The sequence below is a fragment of the Pararhizobium polonicum genome, assembly GCF_001687365.1.
GTDB classification, from domain to species: Bacteria; Pseudomonadota; Alphaproteobacteria; order Rhizobiales; family Rhizobiaceae; genus Pararhizobium; species Pararhizobium polonicum.
Map to the genome: position 1 here is coordinate 131,186 of NZ_CM004502.1, position 19,674 is coordinate 150,859.

Annotated in this window: 18 protein-coding genes and 1 pseudogene; 13 read left to right on the forward strand and 6 right to left on the reverse strand. The window is 58.0% G+C overall.

All coding sequences use genetic code 11. The annotated features are described in order from the left end of the window. Positions 1-26: 26 nt before the first annotated feature. Positions 27-1,034 carry a VOC family protein gene (locus tag ADU59_RS00590; protein ID WP_068950700.1) on the reverse strand — a complete coding sequence of 336 codons (1,008 nt, stop codon included), beginning with the start codon at positions 1,032-1,034 and terminating at the stop codon, positions 27-29. A gap of 466 nt (positions 1,035-1,500) precedes the next feature. Between ADU59_RS00590 and ADU59_RS00595 the strand changes: the two genes are divergently transcribed. Further along, a complete protein-coding gene (locus ADU59_RS00595) occupies positions 1,501-2,367 on the forward strand; it encodes an alpha/beta fold hydrolase (RefSeq protein ID WP_068950702.1) in 867 nt (288 codons plus the stop codon). Positions 2,368-3,046: 679 nt separating this feature from the next. Here the strand turns inward: ADU59_RS00595 and ADU59_RS00600 are convergent. After that, a complete protein-coding gene (locus tag ADU59_RS00600; protein WP_158515687.1) occupies positions 3,047-4,912 on the reverse strand; it encodes an FUSC family protein in 1,866 nt (621 codons plus the stop codon). A 144-nt stretch (positions 4,913-5,056) separates the two neighbouring features. Here ADU59_RS00600 and ADU59_RS00605 point away from each other — a divergent pair, with 144 nt between their 5' ends. After that, complete coding sequence (locus ADU59_RS00605) at positions 5,057-5,695, forward strand: TetR/AcrR family transcriptional regulator (RefSeq protein ID WP_068950705.1); 639 nt, start codon at positions 5,057-5,059, stop codon at positions 5,693-5,695. Positions 5,696-5,893: 198 nt separating this feature from the next. Next, positions 5,894-6,156: pseudogene (locus ADU59_RS29415) on the forward strand (hypothetical protein); the annotation flags it as partial. A 586-nt stretch (positions 6,157-6,742) separates the two neighbouring features. Here the strand turns inward: ADU59_RS29415 and ADU59_RS00615 are convergent. Beyond that, on the reverse strand, positions 6,743-7,660 hold the full coding sequence (locus ADU59_RS00615; RefSeq protein ID WP_068950709.1) for a helix-turn-helix domain-containing protein: 918 nt from the start codon (positions 7,658-7,660) through the stop codon (positions 6,743-6,745). 154 nt (positions 7,661-7,814) lie between these two features. On the opposite strand from ADU59_RS00615, the gene ADU59_RS00620 reads away from it, so the two are divergent. Continuing rightward, the gene (locus tag ADU59_RS00620) at positions 7,815-8,804 is read left to right on the forward strand and encodes a carbon-nitrogen hydrolase family protein (protein WP_068950711.1); all 990 of its coding nucleotides are present in this window, start codon (positions 7,815-7,817) and stop codon (positions 8,802-8,804) included. 266 nt (positions 8,805-9,070) lie between these two features. Here ADU59_RS00620 and ADU59_RS30165 read toward each other — a convergent pair whose 3' ends face one another. Next, positions 9,071-9,313 (reverse strand): hypothetical protein, encoded by a 243-nt coding sequence (locus ADU59_RS30165; RefSeq protein ID WP_158515688.1) that lies wholly within the window; start codon positions 9,311-9,313, stop codon positions 9,071-9,073. A 150-nt stretch (positions 9,314-9,463) separates the two neighbouring features. Beyond that, on the reverse strand, positions 9,464-10,366 hold the full coding sequence (locus tag ADU59_RS00625; RefSeq protein WP_068950713.1) for a LysR family transcriptional regulator: 903 nt from the start codon (positions 10,364-10,366) through the stop codon (positions 9,464-9,466). Between the two features lie 180 nt (positions 10,367-10,546). Between ADU59_RS00625 and ADU59_RS00630 the strand changes: the two genes are divergently transcribed. The 9 genes from ADU59_RS00630 (at position 10,547) to maiA (ending at position 18,347) form a co-directional block, all read left to right on the forward strand. Further along, positions 10,547-11,134 (forward strand): cupin domain-containing protein, encoded by a 588-nt coding sequence (locus ADU59_RS00630; protein WP_139093122.1) that lies wholly within the window; start codon positions 10,547-10,549, stop codon positions 11,132-11,134. 52 nt (positions 11,135-11,186) lie between these two features. Next, the gene (locus tag ADU59_RS00635; RefSeq protein WP_068950717.1) at positions 11,187-12,089 is read left to right on the forward strand and encodes a beta-keto acid cleavage family enzyme; all 903 of its coding nucleotides are present in this window, start codon (positions 11,187-11,189) and stop codon (positions 12,087-12,089) included. A gap of 65 nt (positions 12,090-12,154) precedes the next feature. Next, entirely contained in the window at positions 12,155-13,423 is a 1,269-nt protein-coding gene (locus ADU59_RS00640; RefSeq protein WP_068950719.1) for an MFS transporter, read from the forward strand. A 191-nt stretch (positions 13,424-13,614) separates the two neighbouring features. Beyond that, entirely contained in the window at positions 13,615-14,760 is a 1,146-nt protein-coding gene (locus tag ADU59_RS00645; RefSeq protein ID WP_068950721.1) for an FAD-dependent monooxygenase, read from the forward strand. A gap of 11 nt (positions 14,761-14,771) precedes the next feature. After that, positions 14,772-15,233: an acyl-CoA thioesterase gene (locus tag ADU59_RS00650; RefSeq protein WP_068950723.1), complete on the forward strand. Its 462-nt coding sequence runs from the start codon at positions 14,772-14,774 to the stop codon at positions 15,231-15,233. 16 nt (positions 15,234-15,249) lie between these two features. Next, positions 15,250-16,350, forward strand: coding sequence for a cupin domain-containing protein (locus tag ADU59_RS00655; protein WP_068950725.1), 1,101 nt, complete (start codon positions 15,250-15,252; stop codon positions 16,348-16,350). After that, complete coding sequence (locus ADU59_RS00660) at positions 16,347-16,961, forward strand: maleylpyruvate isomerase N-terminal domain-containing protein (protein ID WP_068950727.1); 615 nt, start codon at positions 16,347-16,349, stop codon at positions 16,959-16,961. The genes ADU59_RS00655 and ADU59_RS00660 overlap by 4 nt, the downstream gene beginning before the upstream one ends. A 31-nt stretch (positions 16,962-16,992) precedes the next feature. After that, positions 16,993-17,712: a fumarylacetoacetate hydrolase family protein gene (locus tag ADU59_RS00665; protein WP_068950729.1), complete on the forward strand. Its 720-nt coding sequence runs from the start codon at positions 16,993-16,995 to the stop codon at positions 17,710-17,712. Continuing rightward, positions 17,709-18,347 carry a maleylacetoacetate isomerase gene (gene maiA / locus ADU59_RS00670; protein ID WP_068950731.1) on the forward strand — a complete coding sequence of 213 codons (639 nt, stop codon included), beginning with the start codon at positions 17,709-17,711 and terminating at the stop codon, positions 18,345-18,347. The genes ADU59_RS00665 and maiA overlap by 4 nt, the downstream gene beginning before the upstream one ends. A 501-nt stretch (positions 18,348-18,848) precedes the next feature. Here maiA and ADU59_RS00675 read toward each other — a convergent pair. Continuing rightward, positions 18,849-19,466, reverse strand: a complete 618-nt coding sequence (locus tag ADU59_RS00675) for an outer membrane protein (protein ID WP_068950733.1) — start codon at positions 19,464-19,466, stop codon at positions 18,849-18,851. Positions 19,467-19,674: the final 208 nt, after the last annotated feature.

A 19,674-nucleotide genomic window follows, 5' to 3' on the forward strand; every position in this document is an offset into this window, starting at 1 on the left:
TTCTCAGGCAATTCGGCCGCCTGAAGTTACTTCAGGTGCAGCCCGGCAGACCCAGTCGTATCCCGTCCACGGCTTCCCGGTTTCGTGTCGATGGGATCTCCATACCAGGTGAGGCCGTCGGGGAACGCTTCCTTCTTCCACTCGATCGGCTCCCAGTCCGGGTCGAAAATGAGATAGCCACCCGCGTATAGTTCGACGCGATGGTCGGATGCCGGATCGTGTACGTAGAGGTACATTGCCTGCCCGATCCCGTGCTTGCCCGGACCCGCGCTGAACGACACGTCGAGATCCTTGAGGATGTCGGCGGCGACTAGGCCGTCAGAGAAGTCCTGGAGGTTGAAGGCGACGTGATGGAGCTGTGCCTTCTTGTCCTGCCTGTTGGCGACGATCGCAAGATCGTGCATTTGCGGTGTGACGGACATCCAGGATGCCATGACCGTCCCCGGGCTTTCCGGTAGATAGGCGAACTCACGGCGCTTGAATCCCAGGTTGGCCCGGACCCACTGCTCCGCCTGGTTAATCGTTGATGGCGAAGTCTGGATATTGAAGTGATCGATGCGGCGGACCCCGAGGCCGCGGCGCTTCGAGGAATTCGACGGAAGCCGGGAACGCATGTGCTCGGGCGCGAGCGGCTTGTCGATGTCGTAATAGAGTTCGAACGGATGGTCGCCGCCCGGCAGAAGGAACCGGATGGCTGTCCCGCGGCCGATTTCGGTTTCAGCCGGGACTTCGAGAACCTCGATCTCCTGACGCTTCAGCTCCTCCGCGAACAGTTCCACATCCTGTGGCCGACGAACGCGGAACGAATAGGCGTTGACGATCGCCTCCGCCTGTTCCGTGAGGACCAGGGAGTGATGACCGAGTTCCTGATGGCAGCGGAGATAGGATACGTTTCCGCGGCGCTCAACTTCCTCCATGCCGAGCGTGTCCCGGAAGAACCAGAGGGATTTTTCCAGGTCCGGCGTCCCAAGGTTTATGCCGCCGCATTGCGCGATTTGCGGGCCTGGATCGTACTTGTCAGACAGTCTTGTCATATGCTCCTCCTGTGAGTTCAATGCCTATCCGGCGGTTCGCGTGAGGCCTTCAGCCTCCGACTCCCGGCGTGGTTCGGTTGCCGCTAGCGCGACATGAGACGGACATCGACAAAGGGCGGGGCAGGCAGCCAGTGCCCTCCCTCAGCGTGCCCTGTGGCAATGTCTTACAAATGCTGAACGCCGAAGTTCAACCAGCAACTCCCCCCGGTGCACTATGTGCCCAATAGAATCCGCAGGAGCCCAAGATCCATGGACGCGCGCGAATTCTCTCCAAGTGTGTGCACCTAGTGAACAGGAGAGGCATTATGTTTGCGGAGGCATCCGGCGCCCTGTTAACAGGTCGGAGCCAGCGACGCAGAGCCGTCGGGCGTCGAGAGGGAGGCTCGGCAGACGTGTGCGCGACGCACTGCGCATGACCCCGTCACACCGTCTCCCTACATTTGAACAAACCGAAGGAGCCAGCTCAATGAGCCAGGAATTCACCGAGTCCGCCACAAGCCGTTTCGTCACCCTGAAGGAAGGCGATGGCGAGCTGAAGATCCACTACAATGACTGCGATCCGGGCACCGGCGGCGCAACAGTAGCTCTACTCCATGGCTCCGGGCCTGGTGCGAGCGGTTGGGCGAACTTCAACCGGAACGTCGCTTCGCTGGCGGGGCTGGGCTTTCGTGTCATCCTTGTCGACGCCCCCGGTTGGAGCAAGAGCGACAGCATAGTGTCGACCGGATCGCGCTCCGAGCTCAACGCCCGAATCCTCAAGGGATTGATCGACCATCTCGGACTCGAGAAGATCCACATCGTGGGTAACTCCATGGGCGGCCACAGCGCCGTGGCCTTCGCGCTCGCCAATCCCTCCAACGTCGGCAAGCTCGTGCTGATGGGCGGCGGCACTGGCGGCGTGAGTTCGTTCGTTCCTATGCCGACGGAGGGCATCAAGCTCATCGGCGCGCTGTATCGCGATCCGACGATCGAGAACCTTAAGAAGTTGATGGCTGTCTTCGTCTACGACACATCCGCGCTGACGGAAGAGCTCTATCATGCGCGTCTCAACAACATTCTGGCGCGCCGCGACCATCTCGAGAACTTCGTGAAGAGCACCGCTGCCAATCCGAAGCAATTTCCCGACGTAGGTCATCGCCTCGATGAGATCAAAGCTGAAACGCTGATCATCTGGGGAAGGAATGATCGCTTCGTGTCGCTCGACGTGGGCCTTCGCCTCGTTGCAGGCATCCCCAATTCCGAGCTGCACGTGTTCAACAACTGCGGACACTGGGCGCAATGGGAGCATCATCAGAAGTTCAACCGGATGGTCGCAGAATTCCTTACGAGGTGACAGCAGCGCGGGAGCGCTGTTGGTTGTCACTGAAGATGGAAGGGTTTGGATGGAAGCCCCGTGTGCCTTTAGCTGCAACGAGGTCTGCGTGTTGGCAGGTACGATCCTTTCAAGGACGCAATTGAGACGCCAGGCGCCGCGTGATAGCTTCCACGATTGCACGACTGGAAGTTCACGTATCCATGTCGAGCCGACCAAGGCGTCGCCCCTGCAGTATGGCTTCACAGTGACATGAGCATGCAACGCCGTCCCCTTGAGACGGAATCAATGCCGCGACCAGAGAGATGTCTCTCATGCTGGAGGCCGGAGGGACCAGACTTGTGAAGGTTGTTTTCCTCCAGACATCGTCGTGGCCTGGCTTCGCCCCGCCTTCGCCGCTGCGAAATATGCGGAACGTCTCCCTGCCTTCATCTAGCATTTCGAGGCGAACAACCACGCTCACCATCGACTATGCCATCGTGCTCGACGCAGAGATCACGCTTGAGCTCGATACCACAAGCTGGTCGATCCAAAACAAGATGACATCGTCGTTCAATACCCGACGAGACATGCCCGGAGAAACCGGAGTTCGAAGCCCGCCACGATGATCTTCGTGCTAATCGGAGCATAATTTCGCGAGACGGAAACACTCTTCAGCACACTGCGACAGAAGGGCCGGTATCTGAGACCAGCCGCTCTGTTATCTCTTCTTGCTAGCGAAAAACAGGTGGCATTCCCTGAGTGCGAAGGCAGCATCTCGTATCGCCCTCGCCTCCGCCTGCTGGACTATATCGGTTTGCAGTTCCAGGAGACGTGATGCGGTGCCAAGTGGATCGAGATGCATCTTTCGTACCTCGGATAGGGCGCTGGCGGCGAGGTCTGACATCTCCGATGATGAATCCGGGGAGTCACGGTAGAGGCGAAGTTGCTCAATTGACCTGAGGAGGCGATAGGCTGCAAGCGAACTATAGCCTTCGGAAGGGTCATCTCGTCCTTCCTGCGAATGCCTGAGTAGGCTGAAGCCGAGCGGGTGGCGGAAGTGGCTCTGCAGGTTTGGTGCCTTCGCGCTGTTGACCCCGGCCGCACGCGACAGATGCATTCCGATCTCTCGGGTCAGCCGGTCTATCCGTCGTCTTGTAAATAGCCGTAGCTTCGCAATTGCCACGCAGGGTATTCCAACTCCGATTGCTAAAGCGGCGGCCTCCCAGAGGATGTCGCTTCCGGGCTGAAGGGAAGGCAGTGAGGCGTGGCTTGCCAGAAGGAAGAGCTGGTTGGCATCGAAGGCCCAGGCCGCAGTCTTCTTCCGGGCTCTTGCTAGACCTCCGATGAGGAGGAAGGGCGCGAGAGATGCTATGAGGTGGAGCGGTGTCACGACGTGAGGCAGGATTAGGGCTCGATAGGCGACCGCGAACGCAATGCCAATCAGCACGCCTTTCAGCACGACAGGTCCGACACGGTCCGGAGCAGGATGCGTCATCAGCATCGTCGTCGTGATGCTCAAACCAAGTACCGCCCAGTGGATACCAGGGATCGCTGTCGTCGATGCAAGCCCCACGGCCGCGAAGGTCGCGACGCCTGCCACCAGGCCCGATTCAACTGCGAGACGGGTGTCTCTGAATGGCGAGAAATACCCGAAGTCCCGACGGTGATCAGGATGCCGCGCCCGGTCGGTCGTGGGAAGTAGTGCGGATGCGCAGACCCTTATCTGGTCTATAGTCTCAGCAAGGGACTTGTCGATGTGATATGCTTCGGCCATCCCTGCGGCGACGTCAGTCTCAATCCCTCCGTCAATAATCAACGTCAGGAGATCAAGAATGCCAGCAAGTCTCTGTGGCGCAAATTCATGTCCAAGCCCGCTCTCCATTCCCCGGTGATTGACGTGCGAATGCACTACAGAGAGAAAGTCGATGACTGCGAAGGCCAGAGCCTGGACATCTCGGCGGCGGCGATAGCCCCCGATGGAACCCGCACTTACGATGCTCGCGTTGATCTGAGCATCGGCGAGTTCCTTTAGAAGCAGATGCTCGGTCCTATGATCTGTCGTCTGCCCCGAAAGGAGCGCCCGGCCATAGATCAAGGCGTCCAGAGCAATCTGCCGCACCGAGCGTTCGAATGCCTGAGCGTCTGATCTTGGTGTGAGGTAGAAGCCGAGAGCAAAGCCGACGACGAACCCAATGAACGTGCAGTTCACTCGAGCGAGAGCAAGTTCAAGTGCATTGACCGGGTGAAGCAGCGCCGGAATCACAATGATCGCAGCGGTCATCGCGGCCAGCAGCGGAGCGTATCCGTGGACACCGCGCATCATGGGAATGCACGCCGTCATTGCTAGGATCCACACACTGAAACACGTAAGGGCTAGCCAGAAAGGAAGGTCTGCGGAAAGCAGGGCGAAACCTGCGAATGCACCTATGAGGCTTCCGATGAGACGGAAGACACCTCGTTCCAGCAGAAGCCCTCGTGTCGGCTGTGACATCGCCCATACAGGCATGGCGGCCCAATATGGGTTCGGAATGCCGAGGGCGACAGCCACTGCGATCGCGATCAGGGCTGTGATCGCGAACCTCAAGCCAATTTGTATTTCCCCAGGGATTGGAATCATTGTCTGCGCCTGCTTGCTGTGTGGTCGCGAAAGGGTATCACTCACAGTCGCTATATATTTACTTTACAGTTTTGTAAATAAAATCCAGAATCGGAATCAGGAGGACGCCAAATGACAGTAAAGTCCGCTAGGGGACGGCCGCGCGATCCAGCGTTGCGGGAGGCGATAATTGAGGCGGCTAAGGAAGAATTTTTTAGCAAGGGCTTAGCTGGAGCTAGCCTCGCCCGCATCGCGGAGCGCGCAAGCACGACTCGCGTAACGATATATAGCTACTTCCCATCGCGAGAGGATCTTTTCTATGCAGCGGTCAACGCTCCGGTTGTCAACTCGATCCGGATCGATCCGGAAATCCTGAAGGGCCTCCCTCCGCGCGAACAGCTTCTGCGTGTCGCAGTCGCCTTCATGGAGAGCATCGCCGATCCGAGCGCTATTGCTCAGATCCATGCATTGTACGAGGGCTCGAAAAAGCGAAGTAAAATCTCACAGTCCTTCTATGCCACCGGTCCGCAAGAACTCATCGATGTAGTCGCGGAAATACTAAGCGTGCTGGTCCTGGAGAAGGTGCTCCGTGTTCCCGACATACAGATCGGGGCAGAACAATTTCTCGCGCTCGTCCGCGGAAACGAGCAGATGCGCGCGTTGCTTTCGCTGGCACCCGGACGCACCGGTCGGGACCGCATGGAGTACATCGAAGCCTCTGTCGACCTCTTCTTGCGTGGCTATCGCATCGGTGACTATTCGACATCGTGAATATATGAATGGTGCGTGAAGGCGTCCAGAGCTTCAAATTCCAATCGACACCTCGAATGTACCGCTTGAATCAGGATGCAGCATGATGCTTCAACACTCTCAGGTTTTGAACGCAAGGACGTGATTCCGTATCCCAAGTTTGTCGATCAATGGAGCCTGAGCTTCGACGACATGGATTTCATCATTTCCGAGCCGAAGGGGTCGACCGGCTTGAATGCGATGAAAGCCGATGCCCGGCGGGCACCGCTCGACAATATTCTGGAAGTAACGGGCGGCTGGCATTCATCCGGCAGCTCGCCCTTTGGATTGAGCAGGTCGTCCCCCGCGTCTCTGAAAAGGCATCCGAAATGCGCCGCCGCACACAGGCGTGCCAGCTTGCGCCCTATGCGGTGTATCTCATGTCGCGGGAAACGGCGATCACGGATGCAATGGTCGATCTTCTGATTGAGACGGTGCACAGGAATCTAGAAGCGCATGTGGCTGCATTTCGGCCTGATAAGCCATCCGACCTCACGCAAGCCGTTTTTCCGATCGGCTCTACGATCCGACAAAAGTTCGGCCGATCGTAAACTCGCAACGTCGACGTCGATGGAACATGCGTTTCTGTTGGACCAAATGCGAACTAAAATACTACTGCGCGAAAATGATGGTGCTGCGGATTCAAGCTACCTGCTCAAAATGCAGGCTACAGCTGCACGCTCACTTCGCTCCGCATCATCAGCGCGGCAAGCTCTGCCCGGTTTGAACAGCGTCAGTTCCCAAAGCTCCATTTTCTGCATCTCCAGCTAAGTCGCCGTCAACTAAACAAATGCAGCTATTGTTGAGCATCGGCATTTCTGTCGATCTCATGTGAGGCCGTCCACATGCGTGGCGGCCTCGGTTGCCGCCACAAAGTTACCGAAGCTTTGATGGCGATTGCTTTCTGGATTGGCAATGTGGGCCGAGGCGCCCAAACTAAAGGCGCTCTGCCACTATTTTGAACATCGGTTGTCGGGCCGCACGTCTGTCTCAACGGCTCAGCATCCAGAGGAAGCCCGAGGTTCGAAATTACGTGGACGCGCGTCGCCACTGCGAAGGAGTGCAGACGAAAGCGGACTTGAAGGAGCGATTGAAATGACTGATGTCATTGAAGCCCCAGCCTAACGCGATGTCTGTGATCGATTTCCGCACGGTGGCGCCCATCGCCAGTTCTCGTTTGGCACCTTGAAGACGCGCATCGCGTATCATCTGACCGGGCGACGTGCCGTTCTCCGCGCAGAGCCTTCGAAGAGATCGCTTAGACATCCCCGCATGAACCGCGAATTCCGAAGTCCCGAATTCAGGATTTCTCACTTCTCCGGATACTCCATTGCGCAGCTTTTCGAAAAGACGAAGGCGCGGTGCCAGGTCGTTTGACTGCGACAGGATGCCATTGATGACGAGGTCTCCCGCGACGGCGACCATGGCTTGGAGATCACGAGACCCTATTTCGTTCGCACGATGCGCGATACTTTTCAAGAAGTCGAGCGCGACTCCGGCCGATCCTTCCAGCGCCTGAAATGTGCGGGCATTCAGACCTCTCAGTCCGTGCGACCGGGACCGCAGAGTGGCATGCGATACGCGAAGCACCATCTGCCTAAAAGGCCCGTCGAAGACAAGCCTGTATGGTTTCGTGCTGTCATAAAAGACGAGCTTACCGGGCTCGGTCTCGGCGACCCGTTCATCTTGATAAACTGCTCCCCGGCCCTCAATCTGAAAGGCGATCAGTAAGACTTCCTGTCCGTCTGCCCGTATATGGTGACATGTTCGTTCCGTGAGCTGGCTCGTCGAGTTCACCAAACTCAAGCTGTCGGCCCCGCGAAAATACTCCAACACATCGCCGTAGAAATTGGGTGCGTCGCTCTTGCTCTCCAGCCGTACATAGGTCAACCAAAGCTGCTCTTTCCAGGCTTCTAGCGAATTTGAATTGTGATCCACTTCCCGCATGGCTGACCGCCCGGTTGTTTTACTCCGGGAGACAGACGCAAGAAATGAGCCAATGCCTACGGCAGGCCGTTTTGGCCAATAATTCTGGCCAGCTCGTCCAAGAAGGTCGGACCACGGCGTGTGAGTTTCGAAACCGGGAACGAAAGGAAAAACGATGACCACAATGCAGTACAAAGTAGCGGCAGTTCAGGCCGCACCGGAATTTCTCGATCTTGCTAAAGGAGTGGACAAAGCGGTCTCTTTGATCGAAGCGGCGGCGGCAGAGGGCGCATCCCTGATCGCCTTTCCTGAAGTCTGGTTGCCTGGTTATCCTTGGTGGATATGGCTCGATTCCCCGGCTTGGGGCATGCAATTCGTCGGGAAGTATTTTGCCAACGCCATGGAGGTCGGTGACGTCCAGTATGAGAGGCTGCGAAAGGTTGCGGCCGACAATAGCATTCATGTCGTGATGGGTTATGTGGAACGTGCAGGTGGCACCTTGTATCTCTCTCAGGCATTGATCGACGACAAAGGCATGACCATTGCCAACAGGCGTAAGTTGAAGCCGACTCATGTAGAGCGCGCCGTTTTTGGTGAAGGCGACGGGTCTCACTTGGCTGTGCACAATACCCGCTTGGGCCGTTTGGGCGCCCTATGCTGCGCCGAACATGTTCAGCCCCTCTCAAAATTTGCCATGTATTCCCAGAACGAACAGATTCACGTCGCGAGTTGGCCGAGTTTTTCGGTCTATCGGGGCGCGGCGTTTCAGCTAAGCGCGGAAGCCAATCTCGCCGCTAGCCAGGTCTATGCGCTCGAAGGCGGCGCCTATGTGCTCGCCCCGTGCGCCATCGTTTCCAAGTCGATGATCGAAATGCTCGTCGACACGCCTGCGAAAGAAGGTCTTCTGCTCGAAGGCGGTGGTTTCACAATGATCTTCGGGCCGGATGGCGGGCCACTAGCTAAGCCTATCCCGGAAACGCAAGAGGGCATAATGTATGCCGACGTCGATCTCGGCTTGATTGGCCTTGCGAAGGCAGCCTACGACCCCTCTGGTCACTACTCTCGCCCGGATGTCGTAAGACTCTTGTTCAACAAACGCGAAATGCAACGTGTCGAGGCCTTCGAATCCGACTATGTCATTGTCGAGCAAGGTGGAGTCGAATAATCTAACGTTTCGTCAGCGGTCACGTCGAAAAGTCCTTTCGTGTCGACGCGACCACTATCAGCAAACAACCTCGTGAAGAACGCCTTGATTGATGCGTCACGCGAGCTGGTTGCCTTCGCCATTTTCAATACCCACCAACATTTCAGCCGACGTAAGCGCCTCTGTCCCCCGGCTGAGGAGACCTCCATCCTCAGGTGCCCAGTGGTTGCTATCGAAACCTGGATCAGGCTCGCCAAGCTTGCCCACGGCCCCCCCCTTTTCACGTGTCACCGGACAGGGCAGGTCGGTTGGCGCCGACCGGCTGGATTGACCTTGATCACGGGCCAGTTGCCGGTGAAGTTCACCCCTCCAGATCGGGCACGTGACGATGTTCTGGCTGTTGGAAAGGCTGACACCTTGTCGCCCGGTCGAATGCTCTGGCCGTGCTCAAGCATTTCGCGATCGCCGAGCTGCCTGGACAGATACTCTTCCGTGTTGCGCAGGATGAGCTTGTTGCTGCAATTGCTCATCAGCGTTTCGGCGTGGTTGTCGCCACAGGGGTGTCGTGGAGCCGCGCTCCGGGACATAGGCCACCCACCAAATAACGGCGCCACTCTCCCCGAAGATCAGACATGTGGTATCACGCTTTTCAGCTTTCGGGCCAACCGATCCTCGCGAGGCTAGATGGACTTCGCAAATTGCAAAACCTCGTTTCGTATCCACGCCAGCCCCGGATCATTCTCGGTATAGCGATGCCATTGCATCTGGAGATCGATCGGCGGGATCGTGAAGGGTGGACGCAGGATTTCCAGTTCATACTGATGTGCAAATTTCAGTGCATGCCTTCTATGACACGTGAGCAACCGTGAGCTGCCCGTCAAGAATTCGAAAGCAACCCGAAACGACGGCACGGTCACTGCAACGTGGCGGGTTTCTCCGCGGTGCTTCATGAACCATTCATCATAGGTAGACGTGCGCGTGTCGCCGAGGCTGACGCAGATATGCCCCATGGACTCGAACTGATCAGTCGTAAGTTCACCACCTAACCGCATGCCTTTCCACGCGACACAGACGAAGGACTCTTGAAAAAGCGTGACTGTTGGGTGGCGGTCCGTCGCATACCCCTTAGGTGTGAACAGAAGGTCGAGATCGCCCTGCTCGAAATCCTCCATAAAGCGTCCGCCAAAGGATCGGACGTCGAACGTGATATAGGGCGCTACGCGTTCGAGCCTAAGCAGAAGCCCCGCCAGGAGCACGTCAGTGACGTAATCCGATGCCAGGAATCGGAACCGCCTGGTCGAAGTTTTCGCATCGAATTCAAGGGCAGAAGAGACGACGGATTCGACCTGTAGCAACACGTTCCGGATCGATCCCTTCATTGACAATGCCAAAGGCGTCGGGACCATCTCCCGACCGACCTGCACCAGCAGATGGTCCTGGAAATAACTGCGAAGACGCGCAAGGGCATCGCTCATCGCAGACTGGCTGATGTTGACCCTCTCCGCAGCGCGGGAAACGCTGTTTTCGGTAAGAAGCGCATCGAGATAGATGATGAGATTAAGGTCGAGGCGGCGGAAACGCATGATACCTACGGGTATGATAGTGGATGTCAGATCTTCATTCCGATTAGAATGTATCGGCACCGCCGATACGTCAAATGGGATCTAACGATTAGACCGAACGACAATGGCCACTTAGCCTCGTAGATGGAGGATAAGCGGGATCAATGATCACCGCTGCAAATCATCAGGGAGGAGATCCACGTGAGCACAGTTTTCGCGCGTCCCCGGGTGCAGCCGAGCAATAACGTCACCAGGCACCGGCTTCTCGTCACAGGCCACGATGCCGAAGGTCTGTCGACCTTTCTGTCAGATCGCACCGGGCCGCATATCATGACGGTGCTCGACACGCCGACTTACGCTGTAACCGACCTCTGGAAGAGCTTCAGCCTCCCGGCGGACAATTCGCGCGCCACCGATGAAGATCCGTGCGAGGTCCCGTTCGTGGTCGCGCCTCCTGCCGGCGGTTGCGTGTTCAGGATTGTCGAATTCCCGCCGGACCGGGACTGGGAGCCCAAGGTTGCAGCGATGGGGGGATCGGCACCGGTCGACGAAACAGCGTCCATCGCCATCGGCCGGCCGGCACGTCACGGGCAAATGCATCAGACGCGCTCCCTCGATTTCGCGATCGTCCTGTCCGGCGAAATCTGGGCCATCATGGATGTTGGTGAGCAGAAGATGAAGGCGGGCGATACTCTAGTCCAGCGCGGGACAAATCACGCTTGGGCCAATCGTTCCGAAGAGCCCTGCATCGTTGCCTTCGTCCTTGTCGACGCGAAGCCGCTCGGTTGATCCGGCTTCCTTCAATCCGCTCGAATTCTGCCAGATTTTAGGAGAAGCCGACATGGCTGAGAGAAAAGTCATCGTTACCATCGCACCGACAGGCGGCATGGCCAGCAAGGCCATGAACCCGAACCTTCCAACACAGCCCGACGAAATCGCCGAGGACGTTTATCGTTGCTACAACGCGGGCGCCAGCGTGGTCGCTGTCCACGCGCGGCGTCCTGACGATCAGGCTACCTGTAATCCGATCATCTATCGCCGGATCAATGATCTGATCCGTGCGAAATGTGATATCGTCATCAACAACTCCACCGGCGGCGGAGTCAGCGGTGATGTCGTGGGAGAAGGTCCGAACGGATATCCGGAACTTCTTTGGGAAGAGCGCATCAAAGGCGTCGAGGCAGGCGCGGAAATGTGCACCCTGGACCCCACCACCATCATTGCCACTTTCGAGGGTCGCGAGATGCTGATGAACACATCACCATCTCGCTGCAAGCAGCTCGCAACACTGATGAAGGAACGTGGGATCAAACCCGAGTGGGAGGTTTTCAGCCCTACGCACCTTCTGCAGGATGTGACGGATTGCATCAACGCCGGTCTCGACCAGCCGCCCTACTTCATCAACTTCGTTCTGTCCGCCAATCGTGGTTTCCAAGGCGCTATGCCGTATACGCCGAAGATCCTGACGCAGATGGTCGACATGATGCCCAACGGCGCGCTCTTCAATGTGAGCGCCATCGGCGCGGCCCAGCTCAATGCTGGTGTGCAATCGATCCTCATGGGAGGACATGTTCGGGTCGGGTTGGAGGATAATCTCTACTACGCGCGCGGGAAGCTGGCGACGAACGTAGAGCAGGTCGAAAGGATCGTCCGCATCATCCGAGATCTTGGTCTTGAGCCCGCGACGCCGGAGGAGGCGCGCGATCTGATCGGGTTGCCCAGCCTTGCCACCATGGCGGCCTGAAACACAAACGGCACCGCACAGCTGGGTGCCTTATTTGGCATTTGGCGAATTCTGGAGGGAGACAGATGAAGACCAAGGGAAAGTGGAAGGTCCTCGCGGGGGGGTTCTTCAGTTACACGTTCGATGCCATGGATCTGGTGCTGCTGGCGCTGTGCCTTCGGCCGATCATGCTCGAACTCGATCTCTCGCCCGCGGAGGGCGGCTTCCTTGCCACCGCAACGATGATCGGAGTAGCGCTCAGCGCCATCCTCGGCGGATGGTTCTCGGACAATTACGGTCGCCGTGTTGCGATGCTTGTCTCGCTTATCAGCTTCAGCATCCTGACGATGCTCATTGCGGCGACGAGCAACTACTGGGAAATATTCGTCCTGCGCTTCCTTGCTGGCCTCGGCCTGGGGGGGATCTGGGGCGTGATCGCGGCATACATCGCCGAAACTTGGCCGCCGCATCAGCGCGGTCGCGCTGCGGCATTCGCATTGAGCTCTTTCCCGATCGGCGTGGCGCTCGCTTCGATGTTCGTGGGTCTCATTGTGCCTGAATATGGTTGGCGGATGGTGTTCCTTACCGGCGGACTGGCGCTTTTCGTTGCGATCTACATCTACTTCTTTGTCCCGGAATCCGAGGTGTGGCTTGAGCAGCGGCGGCAAAGGATCGAGGCGCGCGAGCGCGGAACCTTAGATGCAAGTCGGGTCACGATCGCCGAAATCTTTAGTCCGGAGTTGCGTCGAAACAGCATCCTTGGTGCCATTGTCGCGGGTCTCGCTCTATCGGCCTATTGGGGAACGACGACCTGGCTTCCGACTTATCTGGTCGAAGAAAGAGGCCTCTCCGTGTCAGACATGGGAACGTTCATGACGATCCTCAGCGTTGGCATGTTCATTGGCTACCAGATCTTCGGTCTGATCGCCGATCTGATCGGAAAGCGACTTGCACTCATCATTACGCTTTTCGGATGCGCCGTCACGCTGCCGATGTATGCAATAGCGACCGATCGCACCGTGTTGCTCTGGCTTGGTCCCCTCTATGCGTTCTTCGTGGCGTGGGTGGGGTTGTTCGGCTCCTACTTCGCCGAGATTTACCCGGCCCATGTCAGGGCCACGGGTTCCGGTTTCTGCTTCAACGTCGGCCGAGGCATCTCCGCTTTCGCTCCTGTTCTGTTCGGTGGCCTTGCCCAACTCGTTTCACTTCAATTGGCACTGGGACTCTGCGGGGTTCTGTTCCTCGCATCCGGCATCGTTATGATCTTTATGCCGAATTCCGAACGCCTCGCCATAGCGCGACAGCCGGATAAAACCGACAACCTTGCATCGTCTTCGCTGCCGGTGCGCCCATGAAATCGCAGATTCACTCAGTAGATCGGACCGGCAAGCTTTCCTTCGGCCTAATAATCACGGCGCCCCCGAAAGGCTCTGGCGGCCTTGCGGTCCTCGCGCTGCCCGCCACGAACCTGCGCGTAGGCGGTGCGGTCTCTCGTTGACGCGCAGACCCTGCATATGAACCACGTTATCCCGAAAGGAGAGCAAGAATGAAACCGAAGCTGATCGATATTGTCGGTGCCGGTCCTGCGGGTCTCTATACTGCAATCCTCGCCCGTCGCCTCTTGCAGGGTGCCCGCGTCCGAGTGACCGAGCAGAACCCACAAGGCGCTACATTCGGTTTCGGCGTCGTCTTTTCTTACGAAGCGCTCGACTTTCTGCGAGCGGACGATCCGGAACTCCATGCGCTTATCACGCCGCAGATGGAGCGGTGGCAAAATATGACCCTCAACATCCCCGGGCGACCCCTCACCATTGATGGCGTCGGGTTCACGGCGATCGGGAGGCTTAGACTTATCGAGATCCTTCGCGAACGGGCCGCTACCCTCGGTGTCGAACTGCGATTCGACACTAGGATAGATTCCGCCGATCTTCTGGACGGCGATCTGATCGTCGGCGCCGATGGCATCAATTCGGTGGTTCGTCAATCGGACCAGGGGTTCCAACCGAGCCTGGAGCATTTCGGAAATTGTTTCGCATGGTTCGGGACACCGCGCCGATTCGAAACCCTAACCCAGAGCTTCGTGCAGACCCGGCATGGCGCCCTCAATGCGCATCATTACCGCTATGCGCCTGACATAAGCACGTTTATCGTGGAGTGCACGAAGGATACCTTCGAACTATCGAAATTTGCGTCCATGAGCGAAGCTGAAAGCGCCTGCGTCTGCGCGGGGATATTCTCAGAGGTCCTGGAAGGCGCGCCGTTGATCACCAATCGCTCTGTCTGGCGACAATTCCCGCGGCTTTGGTGCGAACGTTGGGTGTCCGGCAACCGCGTCATCTTAGGGGATGCGGCGCACACGGCGCACTTCTCGGTGGGATCTGGTACACGGCTGGCCTTCGATGACGCGATCGCGCTGATGCGTTGCTTATCTGAGCACGACGACATGTATGCGGGTCTTGCCGCCTACCAGGAGATGAGGCCGCCGATCGCGGCAAAGATCGTGAACGCTGCAAACACATCAGCGTTGTGGTATGAGAGCTTTGATGATCGGCTCAAGTCCGAGCCCATCGATTTTGCCTTCAGCTACATTACCCGCTCAGGCCGTGTCGATCGCGACCGACTCCGCAAAATCGCGCCTGAATTCGCCAAGCTTTACGACGCCGAACGCCCGGCGACTGTCCCAGTATTGTGAAAGGAAGCGGAATGATCGATACCGCATCTGCATCACGACCCACGGCCGCTCTTTGCAGCTTGGATATCCCGGTCACTTTCGGCGACTGCGATCCCGCGGGAATCGTCTTCTACCCGAATTTCTATCGGTGGATGGACACAACCTTTCATCACTTCCTGCGAGGCGCAGGCGGGCACGCACAAATCGCAAGGAGCCTCGGGTCCAAGGGGCTTGGTGTGCTGACGAGTGAGTTGACGTTCCGGGCCCCGGCGAAAGACGGAGACCTTCTGAACTTTGCACTGACCGGCATCGAATGGGGCGAAAGATCATTCCTGCTTCAATATTCAGGGCGGTCAGGAGCCGTGCTGTGTTGCGAAGGCAGCGAACGACGAGCCGTCTTCGTTACGCGCGACGACCGCATGGGCGCTACGGCGACAGGGCCACTCCGCGAAATGCTATCGCCCATTTTGTCCCACAACCTTCCGACAACCTGAAAATCGCGAGTTTGCCATGTCCAAAACAGCAGATATTTCTCCTCATGGACAGCAGCCGGAGGACAGTTTGGAGCTCCGCGCACTCTATGCCGGCTTCGAAGTTGAACATCTCATGCCTCTGTGGACCCAGTTGGGCGATCTGATGCCAGTTCATCCCAAACCTAAGGCTGTGCCTCACGTATGGAAATGGGCCAACCTGTTGCCACTGGCCGAGGCGTCCGGTCGCCTTGTGCCAGTAGGACGGGGAGGTGAGCGGCGGGCGCTCGGCCTGGCAAACCCGGGTCTCGGCGGTCGCGCTTATGTCTCGCCGACACTATGGGCCGCCATCCAGTATCTCGGCCCGCATGAGGTCGCGCCTGAGCATCGTCATTCCCAGAACGCATTTCGCTTCGTGGTCGAGGGTGCGGGTGTCTGGACCGTCGTTAACGGCGATCCTGTCCGAATGAGCCGAGGGGACTTCCTGTTGACCCCGGGCTGGAATTTTCACGGACATCACAACAACTCCGATCATCCCATGGCCTGGATTGACGGGCTGGACATCCCGTTCTCCTGGGCGAACGATGTCGGTTTCTTCGAATTCGGATCCGAGCGGGTGACGGATTACGCGACCCCGAACTTTTCCAGATCGGAGCGGCTCTGGTGTCACCCTGGCTTGCGCCCGTTATCGGTTCTCGAAAACACCGTCTCGTCGCCCGTTGGGGCTTACAGGTGGAAGCACACTGACCGGGCGCTTACTGAACAGTTGCTCCTTGAGGAAGATGGGCAACCAGCAACCGTCGAACAGGGCCATGCGGCGGTGCGTTTCATCAACCCGACAACCGGCGGCGACGTCATGCCAACAATCCGCGCCGAGTTTCATCGGCTCCGCGCCGGAACCGCGACTCCTGTTCGCAGGGAAGTGGGATCCACTGTCTTCCAAGTCTACGAGGGCAAGGGCGGCGTGACGATGGCGGGCACCGAGCACCGCCTTGAAAAAGGCGATCTTTTCGTCATCCCGTCGTGGGTGCCATGGTCGCTTTGGTCCGATGAGCAATTCGACCTCTTCCGTTTCTCGGACGCACCTATCATGGAGCGCCTGAACTTCGCCCGGACCATGATCAATGGGAAGGACGGATGACTCGCGACCTCGAGGCGGAGGCGCGTGATGCCCTACGCGCAAGGCAAGGCGCCGGTGCGCGCTACGATGCTGCAAGCGCGCCGGTTCAGACACTCAGCTGGGCACGCAGAGGAACCGCATATTTTGCGAGGAAACTGCGCGACCTCTCTGGTTCGGAGCTTTGCGGGCCGTCTCTGGTTCCCGGGTGGACACGCGCACATGTCATTGCGCACGTGAGTTACCATGCGCGCGGGATGACTCGCCTTATTGAGGCTGTGCGCGATGGACAGAATTTCCACGCGAGTGCGCAGGATTCGCAAGTCGCACGGCGGTATGACATTGACCTGGGTGCCACCCTGCCGGATCGCGCGCTTCGAAACCTGTTCGATCATTCAGAGATTCACCTGAATGTGGAATGGCGGGATCTCACCGATCGGCACTGGGAGATCCAGTCGATCCTTGAGACGCCGTGGGAGCGGGCGCAGGAAGTCTGGCTCCGGGCGGTAGACCTCAACAACGGGGGCTCCACCAGCGACTTTCCCACTGACCTTCTCGATCGACTGAAACTGGAATCTGAAGACCGCGTAACTCTTGGCCGAGGGCAGCATCCGGCAACCAACTCGAAATTTTGAATGAAACCTCCACCCTAAGGAGACCACTTCCATGACCGACACCCTCACCCAAGAAGCGGCGGCGTACTTCTTTCCCCCGACCGACATGCCGTCCATTCCAGTGCTGGGCGAGCATTCACGGTATCCAGTGCGGCGGATTTTCTGCGTCGGCCGAAACTATGCCGACCACGCGAAGGAGATGGGGGTGGAGGTAGACCGTGAGGCACCATTTTACTTCACAAAGTCCCCATTTTCGATCGTGGAGAGTGGCACAACCGTGCCCTACCCCTCTGGGACTGCCGACTATCATTACGAAATGGAGCTTGTGATCGCCTTGGGCGCGCCTGCGCGGAATGTTGCAGTAGCGGACGCTGGTGGGGCGGTCTTCGGATATGCCACGGGTTTAGACATGACACGGCGCGACCTGCAACTGGCCGCGCGGGAAAAGCAGAGGCCGTGGGATCTTGGAAAAGACTTTGAAAAGTCCGCGATCATCGGGCCGATCACCCGATCGGATTGCTTTGCCGTGAGAGAGCAGATCATTCAGCTCAACTTAAACGGCGCGCGGCGACAGGAGGCGAGACTTTCGGATCTCGTGTGGACTGTCGAAGAACTAATCAGCCACTTGTCGCGATACTATGAACTTGGTCCGGGCGATCTGATCTACACCGGAACCCCCGCCGGCGTGGGAGCGGTGGTTTCTGGCGACACGATCCGGGGGGAGATCGAGGGCCTGGAGCCTGTGGAGCTGGCGGTCGGGGACGCGAAATGATAATCCACGGCTACTTTCGCAGTTCATCCGCCTACAGATTAAGGATTGCGCTGAATCTCAAGGGGCTGAAAGCAAACCTCGCGTCCGTCCATCTCCGGCGTGGCGAGCAGATGTCTAAAGAATATCGTGCCATCAATCCGCAGGGCCTTGTGCCGTCGCTCAAGGTCGACGGGAGCACGTTTACTCAGTCCCTCGCAATCATCGAATACCTGGATGAGACACGGCCAGACCCCCCCCTCCTTCCTGCTGATCCGTCCGCGCGGGCCAAGGTGCGCGCATTCGCGCAGATCATCGCCTGTGATATCCATCCGCTCCAAAATCTGCGAGTTCTGAGCAAGTTGCGCAAAGACTTCGGAGCTACGCAAGATGCGGTGGACGATTGGTGCAGGCAATGGATCGGCGACGGCCTTGCGGCGTGCGAAGCACTTCTGGAAGCGCAGCCAGCGTTTGATTTTACATTCGGCGATCGGCCAAGCCTCGCAGACATTTGCCTTTTGCCTCAGCTTTTCTCGGCTGACCGCTTCGGGGTCGACCTCTCTCCCTTCACACGCCTGCGCGGAATAAGGCGCCAGTGCGATCAGCTCTCCGCATTCACCGACGCCCACCCGTCGCGTCAGCCCGACCGAGAAGAATAGGGCCGTCCCGCATGGTCCGCAGCGAGCTGCCCTGTATATCGGCGCTCCATGCGGGACGCCGGTTCCTACATCCTCGCCACCGAGCTTTCTCGATGGGGACGCTCGACATCATCTTCTCAGCACGCCGCGCGAACTGAACGCTTGAAAGCGTCTGTCATCGCCTTGAACGGCATGACATTCGATTCATCCTCGCCTCACGGGCGGATGCTACGCGCTGTGCCTCGCCGCCCGAAAGCTTTAGTGGCCAGGCATCAGCCCGATCCGTCAATCCCACTTTGGCGAGCGCCTTTCGCCTGAGATCGTCGGCGCGCCTGCTTGCACGTTTTGGCGTATTCGAAGGCAACGCACGCTATGCCGAGACCTTCGCCATGACCATCGAGGCAGCTATCGCCTAGCGTTCTAGTATCCTGATTTCCGCTGAGAACCTGAGCAGTGCCCAGGAAGGTCAAGACGTCAGATTGCTGCGGCACCCGAGACTGGAGGAAACCGGACGCCGTGGTTTTAGAACTTGTAGCTGGCGCCAACGAGGACCTTGTGCTGTGTTGCTCCGAATTCACCGATGGATGAACCAAAGTCTTTATTGCCGAAGTCGGAATAACGATATTCGCCACGTACCAGGATATTATCGGTCAGGGCGTGCTCAATGCCGCCCCCAGCGGTCCATCCGATCAGAATGTCATCCTTCTTACCGGCACCTGGAACGTCGATTTTGGCGCCCGCCGCTGCAACGCCCGCCGTTGCGAAGAACAAGGTTCGATCCCACGCATAACCGACGCGGCCGCGGCCAGACGCATCCCACTCGACATTTGTGTTGTCGCTCTCTTCGAAATTGTAGTTGAAGTCGTTCTCGATACCAAAAACGATGTTCCCATGCTGGAAATTGTACCCGGCATGCGCGCCGACTGTGCCACTGTCGCGATCCGCGTCGGAGCCAAAAATCGTTGCTTGGTTCCAGTTGTATCCGCCCTGTGCGCCAAGATAGAAGCCAGACCAATCATAAGCGGAGTAGGCCTGCTGTTCGCTCGGAGGCGAGGGCTGCTCATCAACAAGATCGGCCGCAAGAACCGGAGCTGCGGAAGACAGCGCGAACGCTGCGAAGGCGAAAAGTCTCATTTGCATGTGAACGTCCCTATGTTGCTCGCGGAGCAGAATCTAGCCCCGGGGGTCTGTTCTGCTCGTGCGATGGACTATGGCGCAGAGACGTGTTGCAGAGTGTCTTTTCAGATTATGATTTGTTGCGAGGCGGAATTTCTCTCGGCCGTGTGCACTCGTTGGCCTTCTGCCGAGGTTGTTGAAAAGGTCGTGTTCCCTCTCGGATGTCTTGATG